Origin of the sequence: Flavobacterium sp. (genome assembly GCF_040379285.1) — a bacterium.
Lineage (GTDB): Bacteria > Bacteroidota > Bacteroidia > Flavobacteriales > Flavobacteriaceae > Flavobacterium.
On record NZ_JBEILJ010000039.1, the window covers coordinates 1 to 25480 of the forward strand.

The window sequence follows — 25480 nt, forward strand, 5'->3', positions numbered from 1 at the left end:
CTGAAAAATCTCTTCCAGAGCTAAGGCCCATTACAGCATTAATCGCGGTGAAAACTAATAAGGTCAAGACAATATAAGCCCACCCAGAGTGGAACTTTTGTATAAATTCGTACATATATTTTAGTTTTAGTGGATAACAAAAATAGGTAAAAACCATAAAAAAACCGCACCCGCCCACGAGAATACGGTTAGTTATCAAGAAAGGATACTTCTTTTAGCGGTTCTTTAAGAAATGTTCCAACAAGAAGGTTGTCGAACTGTCGTGGGTTTTTACCTTTTGCAATTCGATTTCTTCCAAGATAGAATTGGCCAACTGTTTCCCGAGTTCTACCCCCCATTGATCATAACTGAAAATATTCCAAATTACTCCTTGAACAAAAATTTTATGCTCATACAAAGCGATCAATTTTCCTAAAGAAGCAGGGGTTAATTGCTGAATAAGAAGGGTATTGGTAGGGCGGTCCCCTGAAAACACTTTAAACGGTTTCAAAAAGGCGGCTTTGTCCCCCGAAATCCCTTGTTGTGCAAACTCGGCCAAAACTTGTTGCTCGGTTTTACCATTGAGCAACGCTTCGGTTTGGGCAAAAAAGTTGGACATTAATTTATCGTGATGGTTTTGATCACCGTACAACGCTTTGACAAAACCAATAAAATCCGTTGGAATCAATTTGGTCCCCTGATGAATCAATTGAAAAAAGGCATGTTGCGAATTCGTTCCAGGTTCCCCCCAAATAATCGTTCCAGTTTGGTAGTTGACAGGATTGCCGTCGCGGCCAATACTTTTTCCGTTACTCTCCATAATCCCTTGTTGCAAATAGGGCGCTAATTTCTGTAAATACTGGGTATACGGAATCAAGGCTTCACTTTCGGCACCGTAAAAATTATTGTACCAAATGCTTAATAAAGCGAGTACAACTGGAATATTTTGATCGAATGGAGTCGTTCTAAAATGCTCATCCATGGCATGCGCCCCCGACAAGAGTTGATCAAAATGCTCGTATCCCACGGCCAAGGCAATAGAAAGTCCGACCGCACTCCACAACGAAAAACGACCTCCAACCCAATCCCACATCGGGAAAATATTTTCGGGATGAATGCCAAAAGCAGTTACCTGTTGAGTATTGGTCGATACCGCCACAAAATGGCGCGCTACGTCGGCAGGCTGGGCCGATTGTAAAAACCAATGGCGAATAGTTTCCGAATTGGTAAGGGTTTCTTGTGTGGTAAACGTTTTGGAAACAATAACAAACAAGGTCGTTTCGGGATTGACTTTCTTTAAAACTTCCTGTACATGATCCCCATCTACATTGGACACGAAATGAACGTTCAAGTGGTTTTTGTAAAACTGTAAGGCTTCTACCGCCATGGCTGGACCCAAATCAGAGCCTCCAATACCAATATTGACCACATCGGTAATTGATTTTCCCGTATAGCCTTTGTGTGTTCCCGAAATAATCGCGTCGACAAATGTTTTGATTCGTTCTTTAACGGCAAAAATTTCGGGCATTACATTTTGTCCGTCGAACCGAACGGTAGCCGAAGCTGGATTGCGCAATGCCGTGTGCAATACCGCTCGTTGCTCGGTTTGATTGATTAAATCCCCTTCAAAATAAGCAGCAATGGCTTCTTTAAGGTGCACCTCATCAGCGAGCTCCAACAAATACTGAAGTGTTTCACGGGTAATTGCATTTTTGGAATAATCGACTAAAAAGTCTTCCCATTGAATATGAAACGTGTGCGCACGATCGGGTTGTTCTGCAAACAACGTTTTGATCGATTGCTGCTGCATGAAGTTGTAATGCGCTTGTAACTTTGCCCAGGCAGCGGTAAGGGTTGGATTAATTGCTTGTAATGCCATAAGAGTTTTTTTGCCCGACAAAATTAACTAAAATAATAGGGGAAAAATCGTTAAAGTCGTTCAAAAAAGGGAACGACACTGTTAAGAAATCGTTTTCGTTGGAAAAATTTTAACGTCCTTTGAAAACCACTTGGGCCACACTATCCAATTCGCGCTTTAACGGACGCATTTGTTCTTTAAATCGAGGCAAATTTCTTCCTTCCATAGGTTGCGCATTGGGCAGTTGAATACGAAGTGGATCGACCTGTACCCCATTTTTCCAAAAACGATAACATACGTGCGGCCCGGTAGCCAAGCCCGTACTCCCCACTTTTCCAATAACATCCCCTTGCTTTACCCGTTGGCCCCGTCGTGCCAAGATGCGCGACATGTGAAGGTATTGGGTAGCATAGGTTCGGTCGTGTTTGACTTTGACAAAATTCCCATTTCCCGCGGTGTACCCTGCTTGCTCTACAACCCCCGAAGCAGTCGTCATGATTGGTGTGCCTGTGGGAGCTGCGTAATCGGTGCCGTTGTGTGCCTTCCAACGCAGTTGAACGGGGTGGAATCTACTTTTGGAAAAACGCGATGTGATGTGGATGTACTTCAACGGCGATTTGAGGAAGAAATTTTTGAGTGCTTTTCCGTTTTCATCGTAATAATCGGTGCGTCCTTTGCGCTCTTGTTGAAATGGGAAAGCGTAGATTTTGTCACCTTTGTATTCAAAAAAAGCACAGCGCAAACTATCGACTCCATCGTAAATGGTATCGTTGATATAGCGCTCGGTAAAACTAACGGCAAATCGGTCACCTTTTTTCAATTTAAAAAAGTCAATCGACCACGCATACACTTTTAGCAATTTGTTGGATAACGAAGGGTCGACCTTCATCCCGCGCAACGTTGTGGAAAGCGAGCCGTCTAATTTTCCAGCAATCGTGCGAACTTTGAACGTAAGCGGACGCGATTTTTTATAGCCAACGATGGAATCGGTTAAATCGACCAAATAGTAATCGATTTTGTTGGGCTGGTAAATCAAGTACTGAAGTTTGTGGTATTTGTCTTTGGAGCGCAAACAAATATAGGGCTTCATAAACCGCACAGAGGTAGGAAAAGAATCCTTAACCTTGGCGATAATTTCAGCCGGTTTGCGTCCGTTAAGATTTTGTTTTTTTAAAATTCGCTCAAAAGTATCTTGACTGCGAATGGTATCGAAATGCACGTTAAAATCGTCAAAATTGAATCCGAAATCGACCATAGGTTTCCGAGGCTCCATGGGTTCAATAACGTATTCTTCTGCTTTTTGTGAACAGGAAAACAAGAGCCAAAAGAGTCCAAAAACGCCTAGTATTTTTAGCGATGACCTTCTCATTCGCAATCCTCTCCCCAATGTTTTAATTCGGTTTCACTCCACAATTCAGGGAAGAAAATACGACGTTGGTATTTAGGATGCATATATTTTTTCCAATCGCTACCTCCTGTTGCTTCGCCATTACCTTGTCCGCTTTCAATGTATTTGCGGGCTGCATTGTAATGCCCCATCACCCAAGTGATATTTACCGTACGATCATAATGACGCATAGCGGCAATGAGTTCGGGATTTTGACGATCGGATTCAGGAAGTTGTGAAAACTTTTGCCACAAGTTGATGGTATTATACTCCTCCATAAACCGAAGAAACTCGGCATCATATTTTTGTTCAAACGCTTGAATCAAATAGTTTTTTGTTCCCGTTCGATGATCTTTTCCTGCAGCTTGCCAATACAAATGTTCTAAAGCGTGACGGTAAGGTGTATTTCGGTCGATAGTAGCGCGAAAACGATAGTCGATTAAATTGATTAAATCGGTGGAGGCGAACTCAATTTTGCGGTACTGCGCACTTTGAAAACCACTGGCGGGTGTCAAGGTGTTGCGAAACTTCATGTATTGCGCCACTTCCATGCCTTCGCCCATAATCTCAAAAGAAGTCGTTAACATATCAAAATAACGACTGATGCGGCGTAATTTTTCGGTAAAAAAATCGGTCGTCAACGTTTGCGCATGGCACACTTGATCGATTTCCCATAATACCATTTTAAACAGCAACTCGTTGACTTGATGGTACATAATGAACACCATTTCGTCGGGGAGTGTTGTGCGTTGAATCTGCAAATTCAAAAGCGCATCGGTTTGAATATAATCCCAATACGTGATAGGTTTGGCCCACAAAAGGCCCTCCAGATGGGTATCGGTGTTTTGATTAATCTTTTGGAATTTTTCATCCAAGGCTTCAATCAAGGTAGAGGTTTGTTCGCTACTCATTTTTTTACTTTAATTTCAAAAGGATTGGCCAATCCCTTAAACGCATCCAAATCTGCTTTCAGGGAGCCAACCATCAAACTGGCTTTGATTCGAATGGGCAATTTGTTATCATCCGCCGAAATCCAAACCGTTAAACTTTCTTGTTCCTTAAAAACGCGACCGGTTTGCACCAAAGGACGGAATAACATACAAGGAACGGTGCCAAATTTAGTGTCTAAATCCTCTCGACCTATAAATTTTAACCGAAACTTTGTGGTTTCGTTGTCAAAAAACATATCCACATTGATGGATTCACCCACCTTTAGTTTGTCAACATTCGGATGGTTGCGAAGGTAATAAAAGGTAGAGACAATATCTTGCACTTGCTCGGGAGTCTCAAAAACCGCATTGGTGTTATTCTTATAATCTTTGACCAACACTGTATTTTTGTCTTGATTGAAAAACCCTTCCTGATTTTTGGTATACCCACCTTCGTCAATTTTACGCACAAATTGATAGGGTTTCCCAGTATTTTTATCAAAATACGATTCATAGTTGTCGTCGACTTTAAAAAACCACCGGGACATACCCGTAGTATATCCTTTGCCGACAGCATGAAAAACTTTTTTATTGTTGCGCGTGGATTCTTTAACTTCCAACGTAGCGTAACCCGCAGTAACTAAACCGTAATGGATACGAAATTTGAACCATTCGCCCACATCAAAAGCCAAAGGGCGCTCCATGTCAAAGGATACGGTAAAAAATAAAAGACTGAGCAAAACAAGATTTTTCATAATGGTCTGAAATTTATTTACCGCATACAATTATTGTTTCAAATGTAAAAAAACAAAAAAACCCAGCCAAAAATGACTAGGTTTTTATGCTATTAACCAACCAAAAAACTATAAATTATGAAAAACGTAATTACTTTCAAAAGTAGTATTACACCTTTCCTGTTTTCTGAGGTCAAAAGTACTACCTATTTTTGTATTATCAACAACAGAATATCTACTTTAACAAATAATTATTAAAAATAACCCAGCTACAACGTTGTATTTTAACAATTATTCAACATTTTGAGGTTTTTACAAGGTGCCTCGCAAAGCTTGCTCCCGTTCAATGGATTCAAAAAGGGCTTTAAAATTACCCGCGCCAAATCCTTTTGCCCCCATGCGTTGAATGATTTCAAAGAACAAGGTAGGACGATCTTCTACGGGTTTGGTAAAAATTTGCAACAAATACCCTTCTTCATCAGCATCTACCAAAATGGATAAGGCTTGTAAGGCTTTGATGTCCTCTTTCATCACCTCCATATGTTTGCCCAAACGCGCTGGAATCTCATCATAGTAGGCTTGCGGTGGTGGTGGTAAAAATTCGACCCCGCGCGCGCGTAAGCCGGCCACAGTTTGAATGATATCGTCGGTAGCGACCGCAATGTGTTGCACACCAGGTCCTTCGTAGAAATCTAAATATTCCTCAATTTGCGACTTCTTCTTTCCTTCGGCGGGCTCGTTGATGGGGAACTTAATGCGACCGTTGCCATTGGACATGACTTTACTCATCAAGGCAGAGTATTCGGTATGAATTTGCGAATCATCAAAGGACAAGAAGTTTTCAAATCCCATCACGTCTTCATACCATTTTACCCATTGGTTCATTTCGCCCCAACCTACATTTCCTACCATGTGGTCAATGTATTTTAGCCCAAGTGGCGCTGGATTGTAATCGGATTTCCAATCCATAAATCCGGGAAGGAAGGTTCCAGCATAATTTTTACGCTCTACAAAAACATGCACGGTTTCACCATAGGTATAAATTCCCGAACGGATAACCTCGCCATGAGCATCCTTTTCAACGGTAGGTTCCATAAACGAGCGCGCCCCACGTTTAGTGGTTTCCTCCCAAGCAGAACGGGCATCTTCAACCCATAAAGCAACAACTTTAACGCCGTCACCGTGTTTACGCAAATGATCGTTAATGAGGGAATCACTGTTCAACGGGGTCGTCAATACCAATCGAATTTTGCCTTGCTGCAATACATAACTCACAGCATCGCGAGAGCCTGTTTCTAACCCTTTATACGCCAACGATTGAAAACCAAAGGCTGTTTTATAAAAATGAGCGGATTGTTTTGCATTTCCCACGTAAAATTCAACGTAATCTGTTCCTAACAAGGGTAAAAAGTCTTGGGCGCCTTGAAAGATTTTTTCCAGTCCGTACTCTACGGATTTTATTTCTTTTGCCATAAAAATTAAAAAGTTAAGGACGCGTTTTTGGAGCGGGTGTGGCTACGGTATCGGTAGAGGGGCGTTTAAATAAAGCATCGTCATATACCGAATCATGCACTACTGAATCCTTTGCGCGCGTTGTGATTTGTTTTGTTTGTTGTAATAGGTTTTGGTTTGAAAACTTTTCAATAATATCATAATCCAAAAAGAGGAAAAAGACGGTAATCAATAAGGCTAGTATCCCGTTGATAATGGCGCTAATTATACACAATATTTTTCCCATAGAAACGATAGACCGACTGCCTTCTGAATACTGCTGGGGATCGACGTCATAGAGGCGTAAACTTTTACCTGCAAGGACCCATCCCACGATAGCTAATCCAAGGGAAAAAGGAATTAAAAATCCGCAGCAACACACAAAAAAAAGAATAAACAAACTGATTACTCCCAGAATGAGGACTAACGGATCGGCGGGCAATCTATGATGCTGCATGGTATTATTCAAGCCAAGATTGATAATAGGTATCGTCGGCAATACGCATAGCTTCCTCGGTAACCATCAACGGTTTGAACGTATCAATCATAACCGCCAATTCAAGCGTTTCCTTTTTCCCGATACTGCGCTCGACAGCCCCTGGATGGGGTCCGTGAGGGATCCCAGCAGGATGCAACGAAATATGTCCCGCTTCGACATCATTGCGACTCATAAAATCGCCATCGACATAATACAACACCTCATCGGCATCGATATTGCTGTGATTGTAAGGGGCAGGAATAGACGCGGGATGGTAATCATACAAACGCGGCACAAACGAACAGATGACAAAAGCATCGGTTTCAAACGTTTGGTGCACCGGTGGAGGCATGTGAATCCGTCCAGTAATGGGTTCAAAATCATGAATCGAAAACGCATAAGGATAATTAAACCCGTCATAGCCCACTACATCAAAGGGGTGTGTGGCATAAATCAACTCAAAAATATCGTCTTTCTTCTTGATTTTCATCAAAAAATCACCTTTTTCATCATGGGTTTCTAGCGCATACGGGCGACGAATATCACGCTCACAAAACGGCGCGTGTTCGAGCAACTGACCAAACCAATTTCGGTATTGCTTTGGGGTATACACTGGACGGTGGGACTCGACAATAAACAATCGGTTCTCGTGGGTATCAAATTCCATTTGGTAGATCATTCCTCTGGGAATAACCAAATAATCTCCGTATTTAAAGTCCAAAATCCCCATCATCGTGCGAAGTTTTCCCGAACCTTTATGGATAAAGATTACTTCGTCGGAATCAGTGTTTTTGTAAAAATAGGTCGTCATCGATTGACGGGGTGCGGCCAACACGATGTGACAATCGCTGTTAGTCAAGACAATTTTGCGGCTTTCCAAGAAATCATCCTCGGGCGTTACTTCAAATCCGCGTAATCGATAGGATTGAATGTTATTGGCTTTCGCGATTTTGGGGGCAACACTGTATTGCCTGCGAATTTCTTTGACTTGTGTCGGACGATGTACATGGTACAAATTGGAATACATGCCATCAAAACCGATGGTGCCAAAAAGTTGCTCATAATACAAGTCGCCGTTGGGTTTGCGAAACTGAATGTGTCGCTTGTGGGGAGTATCTCCTAATTTGTGATAAATCGGCATAATTGAAAGGATTATGGTTAACAATAACCCCGAAAGGGTTGAAAACAAAGCATATTAGCACTCGACTCACTCAGGATTTCTCTTGATGAGGAATTTCAGATAGGACCGTAAACCATTCCAACCGTTCATACGAACAAATATCGTAAAAAATAAAAAGCCACAATACTGTGGCTTTCAATTTATTCTTTTTCTAAGTTGGAATGTCGTTTACTATATAACAGATAAACCAAAATCCCCAAGGTCCCCCAAATGATAAAGGTATACCAAGTTTCGGTGCGGACTTGGGTCATCAAGAACAAGTTAAACCCAACGCCAAGAGTTCCTACCACGTAAACAGCAGGTGTTTTATAAGGACGCTCTAGTTCAGGTTTTTTCACGCGCAACACCATTACTGCCATACAAACCATAGCAAAAGCCAAAAGGGTACCCATGGAACACATTTCTGATACTTTTTCAATAGGAGTTAACGCGGCTACAATAGAAATAATTAATCCTACCAACAACGTACTCTTGTGCGGTGTAAGGTATTTGGGATGTAAATCTTTGAAGAACCCGGGGAGTAATCCGTCTTTAGACATCCCTAAGAAAATTCGCGTTTGTCCCAACATCATCACCAACATCACCGACATTAATCCCGCGGTTGCGGCAATGGTGATTAAAAACGTAGCCCATGTCAAACCAACACCACTAAAGGCTGAGGCAACGGGAGCGGCTTTATCCAACTGATCAAAACGAACCATACCGGTGAGCACTAAGGATACCAAAATATATAGAATAGTACATATCACCAACGAAGCGACAATGGCAAAAGGCACATCCTTTTTCGGATTAATGGCTTCTCCTGCTTGGGTTGAAACGGCGTCAAATCCGATATACGCAAAAAAGACAATGGTCGCAGCTGTTAAAACGCCCCCAAAACCAAAATTAATTTTTTCTACCCCATCCACAATCGTCTTGGTTTCGGCAGGAATGAAAGGTACCCAATTGTCGGTATCAATGAAAAAGGCACCAGCAATAATGACGAAAAGCACCACGGCAATTTTAATAATCACAATGATATTATTGGTTTTTGCCGCTTCTTTGATTCCTTTTATCAAAATAGCGGTAATAACCCAAGTGATTAAAAACGCTGGTAAATTAAAAACAATACCCGATAAATCGATAGAAGAATAGTGCTCAGCAAATTGCGCAACCCCTTCACCGTTGGCAAAATTTTGAAAATCTTTGAGGGTGGTCAAACTTTTAAACGCGCTTGCAAATTCGGCGTTGGCAAAGTGCTCTTTGATTTGATCAAAGGTAGCTGTCGTATGTGTTGTCAGGTATTCTTTTACTGCATCTACGGCTTTGGCATGGTTGAGTTTTTCCATGGCCGTAGCTTTGTCGGAAAGCAATGAAAGTGGGAGTTTAAGGTGAAATAGACCCAATAATTTGGTGAAATATCCACTCCAGGCCACTGCTACAGTGGTGGCTCCCATCATGTATTCTAGGATTAGATTCCATCCGATAAACCAGGCAAAAACCTCCCCGATGGTTCCATAAGCATAGGCATAGGCCGAACCTTCAACGGGCAATACAGAGGCAAACTCTGCATAACACAAAGAGGCAAATAAACAGCCGATTCCAGCGATTACAAAGGATAAAGCTAAAGCGGGACCTGCATAATCATGGGCTGCAATTCCGGTTAGCGTAAAAATACCTCCCCCGATAATTGCTCCAATCCCCAGCGAGGTAAGTCCCCAACGAGTTAATACGCGGTTGAGTCCGCCTTTTTTCATATCTGCTTCAAAGGCTGAAACAGGTTTTACTCTCCAAATTGACATATAATTTTGTTTTTGGTTATGTTATAGCTTCCAAATATAACGTATTTGTGGAAAAAACAAACAAAGGAATGGGATGGCTTAGAACCAAAATCCGGCACTTAACCATAAAAAGCCTTTCGGAAGTTCGGGCGACCACGAATATTTAACTTCAATAGGCCCGATAACCGTCTCCAAGCCATACCCCACAGCATACCCAGACATCATGGGCGCTTGCAACCAATTACCCGTTTCTAAGTTGGCATAATTGGCCGAAAAATTAATATGATTCTTTTTGTAAAATTCAACATCGACTGTTGCCAACGCTCGGATGTAACTGTCAGCAGCAGCGCCCACAAAATCGTACCCGTAAAAATGCCTAAAATTGTTGATGGTTTGATACCCATAGCCTCCCAACACAAAATCAAAATAATTTGACCCGTTATCCCCGATATTGATGCCCGCTTCAGACTGTAGGCGTAGATTGAAAATTTTGTGAAAGGTTCGGGTAATGCCTGCCTCCCCTTTGATGATGGTAAATCGCTCAAAATTGTTGGCGTAATCGGAAGAATAGAGATAGGAATTGATCTCTCCATTAAAAAACCAGCCTTTTTTGGGAAAGTATTTATTGTCTAACGAATCGAATTTTAAATACCCGAAAACACTCAAATAATTGTTGTCTTCAAAGACCTGCTTTTGATTTTCAAGCGTTTTGGATTTAATTTCAAGATGCTTCAATTCGATGCCGCCTCCAATCAAAAACTTCTGCGCAAAAACCGTTTGAAGATAGGCTTGGTGTGAAAAATCGGAGTAATCTACATTGATTGCATTAATGCCTTCTTGATCAAAAAAAGCACCGTTATTGAAGTCGGTAGATACATTTCGATTGAATTGGTTGAAACGGGATTTTAACCCAAAACTAAAGTAAAATCCATTATCAATATAGTAATCCAAATTATACCGGAAATTATCGCCTAGTCCGACATCTACTGAAAAAACATCATTGCGAAAGAGGATTTTCTTTTGTGTCAAATTAACCAAAGCGGCACTTTTGTACAAACCGTCGTAATGAAGGCCGAAACGCAAAAACGTTTTATTTTTACTTTCTGTCAAACGAAGTTCCAACTCTTCGCCATCATTAATCGGATTAATTTGATACAAAATAGCACTAAAGTTGCCCGTAGACGTTAGTTTATTAATCCCATTTTTTAAATCGGCATAACTGATTTTTGTGCCTTGTTTGAATCCCAATTTCCCAATCACAAATGCTCGGGTATAATTCTTTAATGCATTGATGGTAATGCGGTTAATTTGCAAACTATCTTGTTGTAATGGTTTTTCAATTAATTGATAGTTACGGTTCGTTAGTTTTTTAAATTTTTCCCACGATTCCCGGGCTGCTTCTTCTCCTTTGGCTATAATTTCTCGGCCTTTGTCAAAAGAAATCACCGAATAATTTTTAATATCGGGTTTGATGTAAATGTCGGTCAGCAACTGTTTTCTTTTCATACTTTGAATCATTTCCAAATTGGAAATTTGCACCAAAATTCGAGTCGCTTCCGAGAGCTTTTCGCGAGTTTGTAAGTCATCTTGTACATCCACGCCAATGATGATGTCGGCGCCCATTAGACGAATTTCTTCCACTGGGTAATTATTGGTAACACCCCCATCAATCAACAATTGGCCATTAATTTCAACGGGAGAAAACAAACTAGGAAAAGCCGAACTCGCCAGAATCGCCTCGGGAAGATAGCCTTCGCGCAACATAACTTCCTCGCCAGTTTCAATATTGGTAGCTACGCATACAAAAGGAATAGGTAGCTGATCAAATTTTCGTACATGACGCACGTTATGCAGTAACTTATTCAACAAATTATAATTATAAAGGCCGCGAGATAACGCAATCGGAATACCAATGGATAACTTATCAAAGGGAAGGGTCAAAGCATACAATTCGTCGTTGTGCTTTTCATAAAAACTTTTGGATTGTCGGGGAATGTAATCGCTTAATAACTCGTCAAAATTGGTGTCATGAAAAATGGAGTCGATTTGGCGCGCACTGTATCCCGAAGCGTATAATCCCCCTACTACAGCGCCCATACTGGTTCCGCCGATGTAGTCTATTTTCACTCCTGCATCTTCCAAAACCTTCAGCACTCCAATATGCGCAAACCCTTTGGCTCCTCCACCACTCAAAACTACACCTACTTTGGGACGCGGGGTAACCTCTTGGCTGTACCCCAAAGTTACACCGAAGCACAACATCCCGAATACCCACAGGGTGGAATAAAAAGGAAAAACTTCGAGCAGGCGTTTACGTATTGGTTTCAAGATGGTCTTTATTGGTATTGGTTTGGTAAAATTCGTAAATTTTTTTGGCTTTCGATGACCCTACAACCTCCGAAATTTCACTTTCAGTCGCCAATTTCAATCTTTTAACACTTTTAAAATGTTTTAGTAACGCTTGCATCGACTTTTCTCCGATACCCGGAATGGTTTCCATACTCGATTGTAAGGCCGACTTGCTTCGTTTATCTCGGTGAAAGGTAATGCCAAAACGGTGGGCTTCGTTGCGTAAATGCTGAATGACTTTTAAGGTTTCCGATTTTTTGTCCAAATACAAAGGCACGGAATCGTCGGGATAAAACAATTCTTCCAAGCGTTTTGCAATTCCAATGATGGCTATTTTTCCACGTAAATTCAAGGCTTCCAAACTTTTCAATGCCGACGATAATTGGCCTTTGCCTCCATCAATAATGATCAATTGTGGCAAGGGTTCGTTTTCGTCCAATAAGCGTTTATACCGGCGGTACACCACTTCTTCCATGGTAGCAAAGTCATTGGGCCCTTTTACGGTTTTTACATTAAAATGGCGGTAATCTTTTTTACTGGGTTTACCGTCTTTAAATACAACACAAGCCGAAACGGGATTGGTTCCTTGAATATTGGAGTTGTCAAAACACTCAATATGTCGCGGTTCAACAGACAAGCGCAAATCTTTTTGCATCTGCGCCATAATTCGTTGGGTATGCCGCTCGGGATCGACGATTTGCAATTGCTTCAACTGCTCCAACCGATGGTATTTGGCATTGCGTTGCGACAATTCTAAAATTTGTTTTTTATCGCCCAATTGCGGTACGGTCACTTTTATATTTTCGCCAAAATATAAAGGAAAAGGAACGACAATTTCTTTGGAAGTCAACCCAAAACGCTCGCGCATTTCCACAACCGCTAGGGCTAAGAGTTCTTCGTCGGTTTCGTCCAATTTCTTTTTAAGTTCAAGGGTATGCGAACGAATGATGGCTCCGTGGGCTATTTGTAAAAAATTGACAAAAGCCATGCTTTCATCGGAAACTATAGAGAAAACGTCGATGTTGGAAATCTTGGGATTGAGGATGGTCGAACGGGCTTGGTAATTCTCCAAGACTTCGATTTTCTCCTTCATCTTTTGGGCTTCTTCAAATTGCATTTCGGCGGCATATTCTTGCATTTTCTTTCTAAAATCCCGTAAACTATCTTTAAAATTTCCTTTCAAGATTTGCCGAATGGCAGCCACTTGGTCGAGATAATGTTGCTCTGATTCCAAGCCTTCGCATGGGCCTTTGCAATTGCCAATATGGTACTCTAAACAGACTTTAAACTTGCCACTTTTGATGTTGGCCGGCTTTAAATCCAACTGACACGTGCGCAACGGATACAATTCTTTGATCATATCCAAAATCGTATGCACCACTTTAAAATTGGTATAAGGACCGAAGTATTCCGACCCGTCTTTGATCATTTTTCGGGTGGAAAAAACCCGCGGAAAGGATTCGCGCTTAATGCAAATCCACGGATAACTCTTGTCATCTTTAAGCAGTACGTTGTAACGCGGCTGGAGTTTTTTAATCAAATTATTTTCCAGCAACAAGGCATCTGCTTCGGTGGCTACGACAATATGGCGAATGTCGTGAATCTTTCGCACCATGACATTGGTCTTGGCATTGTCATGGAATTTATTGAAATACGAGGAGACCCGCTTTTTCAAATTCTTGGCCTTTCCAACGTACAAGAGCTTTCCCTCGGCGTCAAAATACTGATACACGCCGGGATTATCGGGTAACGTTTGTACTTGAAGTTCCAAAGAAGGAGAGAGCGCCATCGAATTCTTTTTTACAAAAATACATAGAACAAGCGCGGAAAATTGTTCTGAAATTAATTTTTAACGCCATACCCCACTTGTGGGCGACCTGCTTTATTTTTCCTAACACCCATCCCGAAGGATTTGGGCGACTTCGGTGCAATTTCGTACCTTTACCATAGAACTGAAAATGCACCCCATGCTCAAAAAAGAATTGCGGTCCTTGTATAAAGTTAAACGCGCGGCATTGAACGAAGAACAAATCGATTTCAAAAGTCTGCAAATTGCCAACCAATTGCTGCGTTTGCCTATTTGGGACTACGTATACTACCATCTTTTCATGACAATTGAAGCCCAAAAAGAAATTCAAACCGAGTATATTTTGCAAATTCTCTTTGGAAAAGACAAAGAAGTGGTGCTTTCGAAAAGCGATTTTAAACTGGGGACGCTCTCCCATTTTTTACTCACTGAAAACACCCAACTTCGTAAAAATGCCTATGACATTCCCGAGCCGGTGGATGGCATTGAAGTGTCCGAAACCAAATTGGATGTCGTTTTTATTCCGTTACTAGCTTTTGATACCAAAGGCAATCGCGTAGGCTATGGCAAAGGTTTTTACGACCGATTTTTAGCAAAATGTCGGCCAGAAACTTTAAAAATAGGGTTATCACTGTTTGAAGCGGTTCCAGAAATTACCGATGCATCGGCGGAAGATATTCGCTTGAATTATTGTATAACCCCCGAGACGGTTTATTCATTTGTCGTTGAGACTTCCTCTTGAGTTTCGCCTTCCCAAGGAGCGATGGTTACATTTGATGGCTCGGGAGTGTGGGCAAATGCGCGTTTGTTGAACACTATCAAAATGCCAACACCAGTAGAAATGGCTACATCGGCCACATTGAATATTGCATTGAAGAACGTAATTTCTTTGCCGCCCCACAGGGGAATCCACGAGGGCAGTACATAATCTTCAATTATGGGAAAATAAAACATATCCACTACTTTTCCATGAAAAAGCGTTCCATAAGGTTGATCGGTAAAAAGGGTGGCTAAACGGTGCGTACTATCGTCAAAAATAACCCCATAGAATACAGAGTCAATAATGTTTCCGAGGGCTCCTGCGAATATCAAACTGATGGCAACAATCAAGAAATTGTTTTTGCGTTTTTTCACTGAATCCCATAACCAATAGGCGATAACTCCTACAGCAATAATGCGGAAAAGTGTTAGAAAAAATTTGCCATACTCGCCCGGAATCACAGTTCCCCAAGCCATTCCTTCATTTTCTATAAAATACAATTTAAACCAACTAAATACCTTCACCTGTTCGCCCAAGATAAAATTGGTTTTCACGTAAATCTTGGAGTATTGGTCGATCGCCAATAAGAGAAAAATTAGTAAGGCGGCATTTCTAAGTTTCATGACAAACAGGAATGTAACGGGTTTGTTATAGTGTGCGGCAAAAGTACTCAATTTTTAAGAAAAACGCCCCTTATCGGAGCGTTTCACTAAATCATTGGAATTTCTTAGCGTTGCATGTTCTTGGCTTCGATACTCATCGTAGCGTGGGGTACGATTTTTAAACGTTCTTTGGAAATCAATTTCCCGGTCACTTTACAGATACCGTAGGTTTTGTTTTCTACACGGAATAATGCATTTTTCAGGTCGCGAATAAACTTCTCTTGACGAATAGCCAATTGCGAATTCGCTTCTTTACTCATGGTTTCACTTCCTTCTTCAAACGCTTTAAACGTAGGCGAAGTATCGTCAGTTCCGTTGTTTAAATCGTTCATATACGCACTTTTAATTAGCTCTAAATCGGCTTGGGCTTTTTCAATCTTTTTTAAGATTAATTCCTTGAATTCTGCTAAATCAGCGTCTGAATATCTCAATTTTTCTTCTACCATAATAATTCCTATTTTGAGATTAATATTTTTGTTTTTATGTCATCAAATTCGAGTTCGGTTCCTTCTTCCAACACATCGGTAAAAGTAAGCGAACGGGTCAATGTTTCGGAACAAACATAAGCCTTATTGTTTTCTATGGCTTGTTCTAGTTCACCGTTGCGTTGCAAAACAACTTCGATTGTATTGGTAACTTCAAATCCAGAGTCCTTACGGATATTTTGAATTCGGTTGACCAATTCGCGGGCAATTCCTTCTTCTTTTAATTCCTCGGTTAAAGTAATGTCTAAGGCTACTGTAATCCCGTTGGCATTAGCCACCAACCACCCTGGAATGTCTTGCGAGGTAATCTCTACGTCTTCGGAGGTTAAAGTTAAATTTTTTTCTGAAATTTCAATATCCAACGACCCTTTAGCATCAAGCGCATTGATTTGGTCTTGGGAGAATGACTGTATCGCTTTGGAAATCAACCCCATATCCTTTCCAAAACGAGGGCCTAAAGCCTTAAAATTGGGTTTAATTTGCTTTACCAACACCCCAGAAGCATCGTCTAATAATGCTACTTCTTTGACGTTTACCTCTGATTTTATCAAGTCAGAAATCGCTTCAATTTCTGCTTTAAAAGTGGCGTCAAGTACTGGAATCATTACTCTTTGCAGGGGTTGACGAACTTTAATCATCTCTTTCTTACGCAGGGATAAAACCAACGAAGAAATGGTTTGCGCCTTTAACATTTTACGCTCCAGCGATTTATCAACAAATTTTTCAACAAATTCGGGGAAATTTGCCAAGTGAACACTAGTAAATTCAGGGCTTCCCGTTGCATTGACCAAGTCGCGGTACAACTGATCCATGAAGAAGGGTGCCACAGGAGCCGACAATTTTGCCACTGTAACCAAACATGTATATAATGTTTGATACGCCGCAATCTTATCGGTGCCGTATTCGCCTTTCCAAAAACGACGACGGCATAAACGTACATACCAGTTACTTAAGTTCTCTTGCACAAAATCGGATATCGCACGTGTAGCTTTTGTAGGTTCATAATCGGCATAGGCTTCATCCACAGTTTGGATCAACGTATGCAATTCCGAAAGGATCCATCGGTCAATCTCGGGACGCTCGTCTAACGGCACTTCGGCTTCTTGGTTGGTAAATCCATCGATATTGGCATACAAAGCAAAGAACGAATAGGTATTATATAGTGTTCCAAAGAACTTACGGCGTACTTCCGCCACACCTTCGATGTCAAATTTTAAGTTGTCCCAAGGATTCGCATTGGAAATCATGTACCAACGCGTCGCATCGGGGCCGAATTCTTTCAATGTTTCAAACGGATCTACGGCATTGCCCAAACGTTTGGACATTTTTTGTCCGTTTTTGTCCAACACCAAGCCATTAGACACGACATTTTTATACGCTATTTTATCAAACACCAAGATACCAATGGCATGTAAGGTATAAAACCAGCCACGCGTCTGGTCCACTCCTTCTGCGATAAAATCAGCGGGGAAGGCTTCGTTGTTGTTAATAAACGCTTTATTTTCAAACGGATAATGCCATTGCGCATAGGGCATGGCACCCGAGTCAAACCATACGTCAATCAAATCAGATTCCCGTTTCATGGCTTTTCCTGAAGGTGCTACCAATACGATGTTATCCACGATGTTTTTGTGTAAGTCCACCAAATCATAATTGGCTTCGTCCATATTTCCGATTTCAAATCCGCGGTACGGATTCTCGTTCATTACGCCGGCAGCCACCGCTTTTTCAATTTCGTTGTACAACTGTTCGACCGAACCGATACAGATTTCTTCGGTTTTGTCTTCGGTACGCCAAATGGGCAAAGGAATACCCCAGTAGCGCGAACGCGACAAGTTCCAATCGTTGGCGTTTTTCAACCAATTCCCAAAACGTCCCTCTCCAGTCGCTTTTGGCTTCCAGTTGATGGTGTAGTTCAAGTCAAACATGCGGTCTTTGACTTCCGTAATTTTGATAAACCACGAATCTAAGGGATAATAGAGAATCGGTTTATCGGTGCGCCAGCAGTGGGGATAACTGTGTACGTATTTCTCCACTTTGAAGGCTTTATTTTCTTCTTTTAAACGAATAGCGATTTCGACGTCGACCGATTTCTCGGGGGCTTCCCCTTCGTTGTAATATTCATTCTTTACATATTTGCCCGACAAGTCACCCAAGCCTTGAATAAAACGCCCTTGCAAATCAACTAGTGGCACCGGATTCCCTGCCTCGTCCAACACCAACATTGGTGGAACTTCAGGCGTGGCTTCTTTCGCTACTTTGGCATCATCGGCCCCAAACGTTGGCGCGGTATGCACGATACCCGTACCATCTTCTGTGGTAACGAAATCACCCGAGATCACGCGGAAAGCATTTTCTGGCGATTGGTAGGGTAACACATACGGTAACAGTTGTTCGTAGCGAATCCCTACCAAATCCGCCCCTTTGACTTCAGCAAGCACCGCATAAGGTATCTTTTTGTCTTCCGATTTGTAGTTGGTAAAATCGGCTTCGCTTTCAGCTGCCGTATATTTTCCACCAAAAACTTTACTTAGCAAGGGTTTGGCCAGAATCACTTGAATGGGTTCGAATTTATATTGGTTAAATGATTTTACCAACACGTAATCGATCTTGGGTCCGACCGTTAAGGCGGTATTTGAGGGCAACGTCCAAGGTGTGGTCGTCCAAGCCAAGAAATGAATGTCTCCGAAACCTTGTAAGAAGGTCGGCAAGCTATCGGGAACCGCTTTAAATTGTGCCACAATCGTGGTATCGGTCACATCGCGGTAGGTACCGGGTTGGTTCACTTCGTGCGAAGACAAACCCGTTCCTGCTTTGGGCGAATAGGGTTGAATGGTGTACCCTTTGTACAACAAGTTCTTGTTATAGATTTGTTGCAACAACCACCAAACGGTCTCCATGTATTTGGATTTGTAGGTTACATACGGATCGTTCATGTCAACCCAGTAACCCATTTTTTCCGTCAAATCATTCCACACATCGGTATAGCGCATGACGGTACGTTTACACGCTTCGTTGTATTCGGTGACCGAAATGGTTTTGCCAATATCTTCTTTGGTGATGCCCAATTCTTTCTCGGTCCCCAATTCAACCGGTAAGCCGTGGGTATCCCAGCCCGCTTTTCGTTTTACTTGGAATCCTTTTTGGGTTTTATACCGGCAAAAAATATCTTTGATTGCGCGTGCCATCACGTGGTGAATACCCGGCAATCCATTGGCTGATGGCGGTCCTTCAAAAAACACATAAGGCGTAGCTCCGTCGCGCGAAGTAACACTTTGTTCAAAAACGTTATTTTCTTTCCAAAACTTCAGCACTTCCTCGGCTACTAGCGGCAAGTCAAGTCCTTTGTATTCAGTAAACTTAGTACGCATTTTGTGGTTTTCTTAAATCAGTTTGCGAAAGTAATGAAATTTGGCATATAAGTAGATAAAATTGATGCAAGGGCACTGATTTTTAGGAATAATTTAGATAGCGTTTGCTGGAAATGCAAAGTTGCTAAGGCTGCTTACGGATGCTGTAACAAAATCAGGTTGATGGGGGTTAGTGACTTGTGACCTGCCTATGCCGGCAGGCAGGCTGGTGACTAGTGACTGGTGACTCCCCTCCCCCTAAGCAAACACCTCCCGAAGTACCTCCAACGACTTTGGTTTTTTGAAAGCATCGAGGTGGATGGCATAAAAATCCAAAAGAATTTTGAGCAAAATCGCGCGTTCGGTGCTGGTGAACACTTTTCCAGGGTTTTCGATTTTTTGTTCCATGAGTTTACGCCAAAGTACCGTCTCGTGCGCATTCAAGCAGCTGACTCCTTGAAAAGGCACAAATATGCCTTCAATCATTTCAAAAAACGGATCGGTTGTATTGCCTTGTTCAGGATAAAATCCGAGGTATTTGGTGACTTCGAGTAATAAAATCAAATGAAAATTGGCAATATCATCATGGGCATCCAACCATAATAATGCGGATTCTAGTAGGGCAAACAGTTGGCTATTTTTCTCTTCCTCCCGAATGCTGTGGTGCAATATTTCGGAGAGAAAAATTACGATGGTGCTTTTCACAATATGACTCGGGATAGACTGGTACGGCACCGCCAAGCGAATTTCCTTAAAATGTTCCAACGTCCCTTTATTCTTGTGGTTGGCTTCAATTTCGAGCAGCGTCAACGGTTGAAAATAGGCCATTTTGGAGGCGCTCTTTTTTCCCGAAAACGCATTTGGCACAAAATACGATTTGAGGCCGTCGCTTTGGGTATAGCACTTTACAATCAAGCTTTTCTCTTGATATTTTAAGGCCGACAAAACGATCGCTTTGGTTTTTACGAGCATGGTTTAAGATTTACCTTTTTGATAACAGGGTTGACGAAGAAATTACCCAATGTGAAAACACAACTTTCATTGTATGGCTATCGAACAATCATGACCTTACGAACGGTAGTTTCAATTCCGTCTTGGGCAGAAATGAAAATCATATAGACTCCTGAGGCCACTCGGTATTTTCCAAAAGCGGTCGTATCCCATTCGATAGTACCTCCCGCTGCGGTGGTTTCAAAAACCAAATTTCCTTCGATATCGGTAATTTTGATCACCGCTTTATCGGTCAAACCCGCAATTTTTACCGTTCCCGCATATTCAGGGCGAACGGGATTCGGATACACAAATACACTGGCCAAATCATCGCTGGGTGCGGTAGCATTGGCTTTGAAAGAAACCAATCCTTTTTCGGTGGCAAAAAAGACCTCTCCGGTTGTTCCGTCAATTTCAATATCATTCACGGTGTTGCTCGGTAAGGGGGAATTTTCTTTGGTAAACTGATAAATCGTTTCTTGTCCGTTGGGAGACACCAAAAACACCCCAGAATCGGCCAAGGAAACCCATTTGCGATTGGCGCCATCGACACAAATATCCAACACCACTTGTTCAAAAAAGAGTTCTTGCGCAAGAGTTTGACCGTTGATGACTTCATTGATAATAATGGGGCGAGATTGCAAGGACTCGGCGGTGATAAAGGTATCGGCTGAGGATAACGTTCGCATTCCCCGTGCCGTTCCAATCCACACCTGATTTCGGTTGTCTATGGCTACACAACGCACATCCAAACTGGGCAGGTTACCTTCGGTTCCGGTTTTGACAAATAAAAATTTATTGCTGTAATTTTCATTAAATGCAACCAACCCATTGGCTCGGTACGTGGGAATCCATTTGGTGTTGTTTTTATCGATGGCTATTTGTCCGTAACGCTCAAAAAAAGGTTCGGTGAAAATATTGGTTAAATCATACGATTGCCACTGTCCTGTTTTTCGAAACACTTTCAATCCTTTATCGACATAGGCATTGGTCAACCATAAATCACCTCGGGAATCGTAGGCCAATCCATTGATACGAATGTCAATATACGAAGGATCGGGAGGTATTAATTGTATCGATTCCAACCCGTTAGCCCCCGTGTTGGTTTGGTTGAATAAAGTGGTCGGTACCAAATCTTCCAATTTTAAAATCCCCGAGAAATAAGAACTTACAAAAATTTCATTAGCGTTGGAGGGGTTAACCACTAAGTTTGTCAAACTTCGGGCGTTCAGCACATCGGTGGTTGGTATTTTGCTCCATCCTTGTTCTTTGTCAAAATAATTGATGGGAAAAAGGTAGGGTTGAAACGGCGGATTTGGATTATAGGGGTTGTAAGTAAAATTGAAACGTCCATAGGTCACAAATAATTTATCCTCTGTTTTTTTTAAACGAAAAGGTTGATTCAAATCGGGACCATCGGGTTTGAGTGGTGCGGCATTACTGGGTGTGCTTAAGGGAAACTGTAGTAAGCCTACTTCATTGGTGGCTATGTAAACCGTTTCATCAGCTACCGTGGCAGCATTGAAGGTTACGGGTTGTGGGGTATAATTGGAGGTAGTGTAATTGACCAAAACTACACCCGCCGCATTGGCTACCATTACTTTTTGGGCAGTAGTCACTACGATATAATCGGTGGTGGTTCGAAAATCAATAGGCGGTTGCCCCACAGAAAACAATAAGGTATAGGACGTTCCATTCCAACGGTAAACGTTGCCATCAGTATTAAAAAAAACCGATTGATTTTGAAACGCTTGGGCGCTATACCAAAAGCCGCTGTCGTGCAAAACCCATTGGGAAAAATCGATCAAAAACGGATTGGTCACAACCGCTTTTTTGATACGAAAGTTCCCCATAACAGCGTAGATCGAATTGTTGTATACCGTGGTTTGAATAACCCTTGTTTGGGCGCCACCATCACCAATATAATAGGTGTCACTGAATTCTTTTTGGTTCAAATTGAACACCGAAATCCCATAATCGGTAGAAAGATAGACCTTTCCATCAAACTCCGAAAAATGATTGATACGCTTTTGGCCGGCGGGTACGGGTACTTCGGTAAGAATACCGTTTTTGAAAGCTACGGTTCCATCGGCTTGTATAACCAATAATAAGCCATTGCTGTTACCCACTAAAAGTACTTGAAAAGCCTCGCTATAATGAATGGCCGTTATGGTTTCTGCTTTTAAGCCATTGACACTGGTAATGGTTTCTAGAAATCCATCAGGTTTTTGAAAAAAAAGGGCGTTCTCGGAGGCCGCATATACGGTAGACCCTCGCTGGGTTAAAGCCCCCAATTGGTTAAACGAAAAATACCCCTGCCACAAGCGGTTGGTTTGCGCTCCAACACATTGAACGAGGAACAGGAATATCAGTATGTGTTTTTTCATAGCGAAAGGATAGTAGTATCGTAACGCAATATTACGTAAAATCATATCGAAAGCATAAAAAAACCTCCTCTCAAAACGAGAGAAGGTTTGCTGTATAATCATGTTTTCAAAGACTAGACGACGCCTTGCCCTAACATTGCATCGGCTACTTTTACGAAGCCTGCAATATTTGCACCACGAACGTAGTCAACAAATCCGGTTTCATCTTTACCATATTTCACACAAGACTCGTGAATATCACTCATAATTTTGTGTAAACGTTGGTCAACTTCTTCACGGGTCCAGCTTAAACGCAAGGAGTTTTGCGACATTTCCAATCCAGAAGTCGCTACCCCACCCGCATTGGATGCTTTTCCGGGAGCAAACAAGATTTTGGCGGCCAAGAATGCCTCGATAGCTTCGGGTGTGGAAGGCATATTAGCGCCTTCAGCCACGCAAATACAACCGTTGGCAATCAACATTTTGGCTTCTTCTCCATTTAGTTCGTTTTGGGTAGCGCAAGGTAAAGCAATGTCACATTTCACTTCCCAAGGACGTTTGCCAGCTACGAAAGTGGCTTTGGGATATTTCGCAACATACTCGTTAATACGACCGTAACGTACATTTTTGATTTCCATGATATAGGCCAATTTCTCAGCATCAATTCCATCAGCATCATAGATGTATCCTGAAGAGTCAGAAGCCGTAACGACTTTTCCTCCCAATTGGGTTGCTTTTTCGATGGCGTATTGGGCTACATTTCCAGAACCAGAAACCACTACAGTTTTCCCTGTAAAACTTTCGCCGCGAGTTGCCAACATGTTTTGGGCAAAATAAACATCGCCGTAACCGGTTGCTTCAGGACGAATTAATGAACCTCCGAACGTGATGCCTTTTCCTGTTAAAACGCCTGTAAATTCGTTGCGTAATTTTTTATATTGACCAAACATATAGCCTACTTCACGACCTCCCACACCAATATCTCCAGCAGGTACGTCGGTATCTGCTCCAATGTGGCGTGAAAGTTCTGTCATAAAGGCCTGACAAAAACGCATAATCTCATTGTCTGATTTTCCTTTTGGGTCAAAATCTGAACCTCCTTTACCACCTCCCATAGGAAGTGTGGTTAAACTATTTTTGAATACTTGTTCAAACGCAAGAAATTTTAAAATACTCAAGTTCACAGAAGGGTGGAATCGAATCCCTCCTTTGTAAGGTCCGATGGCTGAATTCATTTGAATACGATACCCACGGTTTACCTGTGTATTTCCTTGATCATCAATCCAACACACGCGGAACATGATGACACGCTCGGGCTCAACCATACGCTCTAAGAGCATTTTGTTTTGGTATTTGGCATTCTGTTCAATGAAAGGAATTACGGTCTCCGCCACTTCCTTTACGGCCTGCATGAACTCAGGCTCATTGGTATTTCTTTTAGCCACTTCGGCTAAGAAATTGTGGATTGCTTGTGACATACTTTATCAGTTTGTTTAAGAAAACGTTTTCGTTTTAATTTCGACAAATATACATTTTATAAAAATATGGGGTTCATTTTTTTTAAATCCGCATAATTTTTATTTAAACGTTAAGATATCTTGAATAAGTTTGTGGTTTTGAAGCCATTTTAAAACATTTTATGCTTTTTTTCGTAGATAAAGAAGTATTTTTTTAATTTGTTTTCCAAGTGAATGATGTTTTTATATATTTGTCGGGAATTGAAAAAACTCGTATGCGGACGTCTAAGTATTTTATTTTGACCTTATTGCTTTTGCTGGGATTAACCCACCGTACGGCAGCGCAATATGGGTTTTCCCACGAAATCGGGGGGATTTTTGGTCCGGTGGCCTTTCAATCCGATTATGGAGAGCGTAATGACTTTTCAACCAATGCTGGAAATACAGGATTTGGAATTGGATTGATTCATTACCTTAATTTCTCGTATCGCGCAGAGTGTAACTGTTACACCCCTGAAACGTATTTCAATGACCACTTCAAATTACGTTCGGAACTTTCCTATAACAAAACCAACTTACAGCATTTTGGTCAATGGGTTGACGCTAGAAGAAACTCCTTGACTGCACAACAGTTACGGGCCATGCGTGGAAGTACTGCGGTGACCAATATCGGGATGCAATTGGAGTTTTATCCGTTCAGTATTCGTGATTTTACAGCGACAACTGGCTCTTGGGCACCGTTCTTAGGTTTTGGAGCTCAGTTCTCGTTTTTTAAACCCACGGCTTACTCTGAATTAGGACCTGGTTTAGGAGATTTACCAACCGTGACTCCCATCAAGTATTTGGAAGCGTTTGATACTCGTGGTGGCACAACGTGGTCTTTGGTGTCCAGTATCGGAACCCGATATAAATTAACGGAACTATCCGACTTAATGTTAGAATTGCGTTGGCAATATTACTTCTCTAACTGGGTGGATGGTTTAAGTCCAGATCCACGTATTTATACTGAAAACCGAGCAAACGACTGGAACTTAATATTAAACTTTGGTTATATTTATTACTTACAATAGGATTATTAATTCCAAAAAAATAAAGCTACAAATAAACTTGTAGCTTTATTTTTTTATGCCTTTTTAAAATAATCTATCGAAATGCTTGTTCCAAATCGGCTAGCAAATCGTCAATATCTTCGACCCCTACGCTCAAACGAACCAAGTCATCAGAAATTCCTCCGGCTTTTCGAACTTCTTCGGGAATCGATGCGTGGGTCATCAACGCCGGGTGATTGGCTAAAGATTCTACTCCCCCTAATGATTCTGCCAATGTAAATACTTTTACTTTCTCTAAAAATGCAATGGCATCTTCGCCTTTTCCCGATTTAAACGTAAACGAGACCATGCCCCCAAAATCGCGCATTTGTTTTTTGGCAATGGCATGAAAAGGATGATCGGGTAAACC

General features: G+C 41.7%; 19 protein-coding genes. 2 read left to right on the top strand and 17 right to left on the bottom strand.

The annotated features are described in order from the left end of the window. Window positions 1-214: 214 nt before the first annotated feature. The 10 genes from pgi to uvrC all read right to left on the bottom strand — a co-directional run bounded on the left by pgi (window position 215) and on the right by uvrC (window position 13934). Window positions 215-1858 (bottom strand): glucose-6-phosphate isomerase, encoded by a 1644-nt coding sequence (gene pgi / locus ABWO12_RS08845; protein ID WP_353088465.1) that lies wholly within the window; start codon window positions 1856-1858, stop codon window positions 215-217. Window positions 1859-1967: 109 nt separating this feature from the next. Then, window positions 1968-3206, bottom strand: a complete 1239-nt coding sequence (locus tag ABWO12_RS08850; protein WP_502902923.1) for a peptidoglycan DD-metalloendopeptidase family protein — start codon at window positions 3204-3206, stop codon at window positions 1968-1970. Beyond that, a complete protein-coding gene (locus ABWO12_RS08855; RefSeq protein ID WP_353088467.1) occupies window positions 3203-4135 on the bottom strand; it encodes a tryptophan 2,3-dioxygenase family protein in 933 nt (310 codons plus the stop codon). The genes ABWO12_RS08850 and ABWO12_RS08855 overlap by 4 nt, the downstream gene beginning before the upstream one ends. Next, window positions 4132-4908: a DUF3108 domain-containing protein gene (locus tag ABWO12_RS08860; RefSeq protein WP_353088469.1), complete on the bottom strand. Its 777-nt coding sequence runs from the start codon at window positions 4906-4908 to the stop codon at window positions 4132-4134. Before ABWO12_RS08860 ends, ABWO12_RS08855 begins: the two co-directional genes overlap by 4 nt. 291 nt (window positions 4909-5199) lie before the next feature. After that, window positions 5200-6360 (bottom strand): 4-hydroxyphenylpyruvate dioxygenase, encoded by a 1161-nt coding sequence (gene hppD / locus ABWO12_RS08865; protein ID WP_353088470.1) that lies wholly within the window; start codon window positions 6358-6360, stop codon window positions 5200-5202. Window positions 6361-6373: 13 nt separating this feature from the next. Next, window positions 6374-6835 (bottom strand): hypothetical protein, encoded by a 462-nt coding sequence (locus ABWO12_RS08870; RefSeq protein WP_353088472.1) that lies wholly within the window; start codon window positions 6833-6835, stop codon window positions 6374-6376. Between the two features lie 4 nt (window positions 6836-6839). Continuing rightward, complete coding sequence (locus ABWO12_RS08875) at window positions 6840-7997, bottom strand: homogentisate 1,2-dioxygenase (RefSeq protein WP_353088473.1); 1158 nt, start codon at window positions 7995-7997, stop codon at window positions 6840-6842. A gap of 179 nt (window positions 7998-8176) precedes the next feature. Then, window positions 8177-9817 (bottom strand): amino acid permease, encoded by a 1641-nt coding sequence (locus ABWO12_RS08880; protein WP_353088474.1) that lies wholly within the window; start codon window positions 9815-9817, stop codon window positions 8177-8179. 78 nt (window positions 9818-9895) lie between these two features. Beyond that, window positions 9896-12124 (bottom strand): patatin-like phospholipase family protein, encoded by a 2229-nt coding sequence (locus ABWO12_RS08885; protein WP_353088475.1) that lies wholly within the window; start codon window positions 12122-12124, stop codon window positions 9896-9898. After that, window positions 12108-13934 carry an excinuclease ABC subunit UvrC gene (uvrC, locus tag ABWO12_RS08890; RefSeq protein WP_353088476.1) on the bottom strand — a complete coding sequence of 609 codons (1827 nt, stop codon included), beginning with the start codon at window positions 13932-13934 and terminating at the stop codon, window positions 12108-12110. Before uvrC ends, ABWO12_RS08885 begins: the two co-directional genes overlap by 17 nt. A gap of 178 nt (window positions 13935-14112) precedes the next feature. Between uvrC and ABWO12_RS08895 the strand changes: the two genes are divergently transcribed. Then, window positions 14113-14694 (top strand): 5-formyltetrahydrofolate cyclo-ligase, encoded by a 582-nt coding sequence (locus ABWO12_RS08895; RefSeq protein WP_353088478.1) that lies wholly within the window; start codon window positions 14113-14115, stop codon window positions 14692-14694. On the opposite strand, the gene ABWO12_RS08900 is transcribed toward ABWO12_RS08895, so the two are convergent. The 6 genes from ABWO12_RS08900 to gdhA all read right to left on the bottom strand — a co-directional run bounded on the left by ABWO12_RS08900 (window position 14664) and on the right by gdhA (window position 24043). After that, window positions 14664-15335, bottom strand: coding sequence for a lipoprotein signal peptidase (locus ABWO12_RS08900; protein ID WP_353088479.1), 672 nt, complete (start codon window positions 15333-15335; stop codon window positions 14664-14666). The two genes, ABWO12_RS08895 and ABWO12_RS08900, sit on opposite strands and share 31 nt — an antisense overlap. A 104-nt stretch (window positions 15336-15439) precedes the next feature. Further along, on the bottom strand, window positions 15440-15820 hold the full coding sequence (locus ABWO12_RS08905) for a TraR/DksA family transcriptional regulator (protein ID WP_073361760.1): 381 nt from the start codon (window positions 15818-15820) through the stop codon (window positions 15440-15442). Window positions 15821-15828: 8 nt separating this feature from the next. Next, window positions 15829-19230 (bottom strand): isoleucine--tRNA ligase, encoded by a 3402-nt coding sequence (gene ileS, locus ABWO12_RS08910; RefSeq protein WP_353088480.1) that lies wholly within the window; start codon window positions 19228-19230, stop codon window positions 15829-15831. Between the two features lie 237 nt (window positions 19231-19467). Then, window positions 19468-20181, bottom strand: a complete 714-nt coding sequence (recO, locus tag ABWO12_RS08915) for a DNA repair protein RecO (RefSeq protein ID WP_353088481.1) — start codon at window positions 20179-20181, stop codon at window positions 19468-19470. 77 nt (window positions 20182-20258) lie between these two features. Beyond that, window positions 20259-22586: a type IX secretion system anionic LPS delivery protein PorZ gene (gene porZ / locus ABWO12_RS08920; protein ID WP_353088483.1), complete on the bottom strand. Its 2328-nt coding sequence runs from the start codon at window positions 22584-22586 to the stop codon at window positions 20259-20261. Between the two features lie 113 nt (window positions 22587-22699). Further along, complete coding sequence (gene gdhA, locus ABWO12_RS08925; RefSeq protein ID WP_353088484.1) at window positions 22700-24043, bottom strand: NADP-specific glutamate dehydrogenase; 1344 nt, start codon at window positions 24041-24043, stop codon at window positions 22700-22702. Between the two features lie 254 nt (window positions 24044-24297). Here gdhA and ABWO12_RS08930 point away from each other — a divergent pair, with 254 nt between their 5' ends. Continuing rightward, complete coding sequence (locus ABWO12_RS08930; protein WP_353088485.1) at window positions 24298-25092, top strand: THC0290_0291 family protein; 795 nt, start codon at window positions 24298-24300, stop codon at window positions 25090-25092. A 73-nt stretch (window positions 25093-25165) separates the two neighbouring features. Here the strand turns inward: ABWO12_RS08930 and ABWO12_RS08935 are convergent. Beyond that, window positions 25166-25480 (bottom strand): PLP-dependent transferase (locus tag ABWO12_RS08935; RefSeq protein ID WP_353088486.1); only part of this gene is annotated, 315 nt, incomplete at its 5' end.